A 3,334-nucleotide genomic window follows, 5' to 3' on the forward strand; every position below is an offset into this window, starting at 1 on the left:
AGAAGAAGAAGGAGCACACCTCTGACGAGCCGAAGGCCAATCTTCAGATCACGGACGAAGGCGTCGTCGCCGTTCAGGAATTCAGCCTGGACATCGCGGACCGTGAGTTCATCGTTCTCGTCGGCCCGTCCGGCTGCGGCAAGTCCACGACGCTCCGCATGATCGCCGGTCTGGAAGAGATCACGGACGGCGAATTGTACATCGGCGACCGTCTGGTGAACGACGTGGCCCCGAAGGACCGCGACATCGCCATGGTCTTCCAGAACTATGCTCTGTACCCCCACATGACCGTGTATGAAAACATGGCATTCTCCCTGAAGCTGAAGAAGGTCCCGAAGCAGGAGATCGACAAGAAGGTCCGCGAGGCCGCCGAAATTCTCGGCATCACGGAATACCTCGACCGCAAGCCGAAGGCCCTGTCCGGCGGCCAGCGCCAGCGCGTCGCCATCGGCCGCGCCATCGTCCGCAATCCGCAGGTCCTGCTGATGGACGAGCCGCTGTCCAACCTCGACGCCAAGCTCCGCAACCAGATGCGCGCTGAGATCATCAAGCTCCGCTCCCGCATCAACACCACATTCGTCTACGTCACCCACGACCAGACGGAGGCCATGACGCTCGGCGACCGCATCGTCATCATGCGCGACGGCTTCATCCAGCAGATCGGCACCCCGCAGGAGGTCTTCAACCATCCGAAGAACCTGTTCGTCGCGGGCTTCATCGGCACGCCGCAGATGAACTTCTTCCCGGACGCCAAGCTGACTGTGAAGGACGGCAAGTACGTCGTCGAGCTGCTTGGCAAGTCCATCGTCCTGCCGGAAGACAAGCAGGCCGCCCTGCGCGCCCGCAAGCAGCCGGAAGGCACCGTCACCGTCGGCGTCCGTCCCGTGCACCTCTCCCTGCATCAGGAGGGCTTCCCCGCAACGATCGACGTCTCCGAGATGATGGGCAGCGAGATGCACCTGCATATGACCGTCTCCGGCCACGATGTCATCGCCGTCATCCCGACGGCCGGCCTCAGCCTCGACGATGTCCGCGCAGGCGGCACGGCGCACTTCACGTTCGATCCGGAGCTTATGCACCTGTTCGATCCGAAGACGGAAGAGAACCTCTTCCCCGTGGAAAACAGCAAGGCGAAGGTCTGATCCAGATAGCCTCAAGCGGGCGGCTCATGCCGCCCGCTTTTGCTGTGCATAAACGGGGCATTGATGGAGCATGGCAGGGGATGCGGGAAATGGAAAGCGGAAAATGACACGAGGCCGCCAGTCATGCGTTGTAGGGGAGCGGCATGCCGCTCCCGGCGACGCACTTGCAGTCCGTACAAGCCACCGTTAAAATGGTGAACGCCTCCGAATTGTCATTGCGAGGCCCCGGAGGGGCCGTGGCAATCTCGGGAAGGCAGTCACGATTTCGCCGATGGCTTTCCTGTTATCCAATCAGGTACTGCGAGATTCCCACGTCGCTTCGCTCCTCGGAATGACAAACCTGTTTACCTTACGCCACTGAATTTATGCCGCGAATACCGCCAGCCTCCATGGCGCTCACTGAGCGCCGCTACAGACGCAATTGGTGCATACCGCTATAACGGTTCCCCGTACGAATCGCCGGTGCGTTTCCCGGCCCTCAAAAATAATCCTTTACTTTTTCGCCGTTTTCCTGTAGACTAGAGAGGTTCGGCAGAAATCTGGCAAGGGAGGGACGGCCATGCGGGTGAAACGGCTGACGCGCTGCGCGCTGCTGACCGCCATTGCGCTGGCGATCTTCGTGCTCGAAGCGCAGATCCCCATTCCCTTCCCCGTGCCGGGCATGAAGCTCGGCCTGAGCAACATCATCACGCTCTTCGCGCTGTTTTCCTTCGGCTGGAAGGACGCGCTTGCCATCGTCGTTATCCGCATCCTGCTCGGCAATCTGGCCTCCGGTCAGGTCATGGCGCTGCTGTATTCGCTGGGCGGCGGCCTTCTGAGCTTTGCCGGGATGGCGCTGCTGCGCCGCATCCTGACGGCAAAGCAGGTCTGGGTCGCAGGCGTGGCCGGAGGACTTCTGCACAATCTGGGCCAGATGGCCGTGGCGCTTGCCGTAACGCGGACGCCGGGCCTGCTGATCTGGCTGCCGGTCCTGCTCCTGTGCGGGCTTGTGACCGGGCTGTTTACCGGGCTGTGCGCGCAGCTGCTGCTGCGGCGCAGGCTCATTTCGGACAAAGGAGATACCCACGATGAATCCCAGAAAAAATGACTTTGAACGCGCCGTTTCCCTGCTGCATCGGGATGGCTACACCTGCGTGCTGTGCGACCGCGACCGCGTGCTGACCAGCCGCGAGCACGGGCTCGCGCCGCTCATCCGGCTGCTGGATACGAACGAATCGCTGCAGGATATGGCTGCCGCCGACCGCCTGATCGGCCGTGCCGCCGCGCTGCTGCTGCTTGCCGCGGGCGTGAAGGCCGTGTATGGCGAGGTCATGAGCGAGGAGGCCCATCGTCTTCTGTCCGATGCCGGAGTCCGCACGGAGTACGGCACGCTCGTGCCGAAAATTCTGAACCGTGCCGGGACCGGCCCCTGCCCGATGGAGCAGGCCGCCGAAGCCGTGACCGATCCGGCAGAAGCCCTGCCCGTCCTGCGGAAGGCCATACAGGAGCTGCAGAAGCAGTAAAACAGAAAAGTAATGGCGCAGGGACGTGCTCCCCTGCGCCTGTTTTTTATATGGCCGCCGCCCGCGCGTTGTAGGGGAGCGGCATGCCGCTCCCGGCACGGTACTAGCGACTGGTACAGACCGACGTTAAAATGGTAAACGCCCCCGAATTGTCATTGCGAGGAGGCCGCAGGACGACGTGGCAATCTCGGGAAGGCAGTCACGATTTCGCCGGGAGCGCCCTGTTATCCACCCCGGTCCTGCGAGATTGCCACGTCGCTTCGCTCCTCGCAATGACACGTCAGGGTGGCGCGCGGCGCACCAGTGCCCTTATGCGGTTGAATTCCCCCATACAGGGCGGTCACTACCCGTAAGGGGCACGCCGCATCCGTAAGGCGGCAAAGCCGCCAACGGCTGCGCAGTGACCGCCGCTACACCCCATACTTCGGCATTTTCCGTTTTAACGACGGCTGGTACGGGGCGACAGTGCCTTCCCGAGATTGCCACGGCCCCTTCGGGGCCTCGCAATGACAAATCGGAGGCCAGTACTGTTTTTAACGGCAGCCTGTTCGTATCGGCGGCATTGCGCCGGTCGGGGCATGCCCCGACCCTACAGTTACAAGCCTTCCCATCCAAACCTGCAAAAAAAAATCGGCAGCCGCCTCCGGCCCAGACCCGGAAGCGGCTGCCTTTTTAAGAAAGGAAGAAAGA

At 62.1% G+C, this 3,334-nt stretch carries 3 protein-coding genes; all 3 read left to right on the forward strand.

Annotated elements, in window-relative coordinates; translation table 11 throughout:
- Positions 1-47: 47 nt before the first annotated feature.
- The 3 genes from ACMKFF_RS02945 to ACMKFF_RS02955 all read left to right on the forward strand — a co-directional run bounded on the left by ACMKFF_RS02945 (position 48) and on the right by ACMKFF_RS02955 (position 2,644).
- A complete protein-coding gene (locus ACMKFF_RS02945; protein WP_419495973.1) occupies positions 48-1,142 on the forward strand; it encodes an ABC transporter ATP-binding protein in 1,095 nt (364 codons plus the stop codon).
- A gap of 559 nt (positions 1,143-1,701) precedes the next feature.
- Entirely contained in the window at positions 1,702-2,229 is a 528-nt protein-coding gene (locus ACMKFF_RS02950; RefSeq protein ID WP_418464120.1) for a Gx transporter family protein, read from the forward strand.
- On the forward strand, positions 2,210-2,644 hold the full coding sequence (locus ACMKFF_RS02955) for a DUF1893 domain-containing protein (RefSeq protein ID WP_419495972.1): 435 nt from the start codon (positions 2,210-2,212) through the stop codon (positions 2,642-2,644). The genes ACMKFF_RS02950 and ACMKFF_RS02955 overlap by 20 nt, the downstream gene beginning before the upstream one ends.
- The last annotated feature ends 690 nt before the right edge of the window (positions 2,645-3,334 follow it).

It is taken from the genome of Faecousia sp. (assembly GCF_048519415.1).
GTDB lineage: Bacteria > Bacillota > Clostridia > Oscillospirales > Oscillospiraceae > JAZOXB01.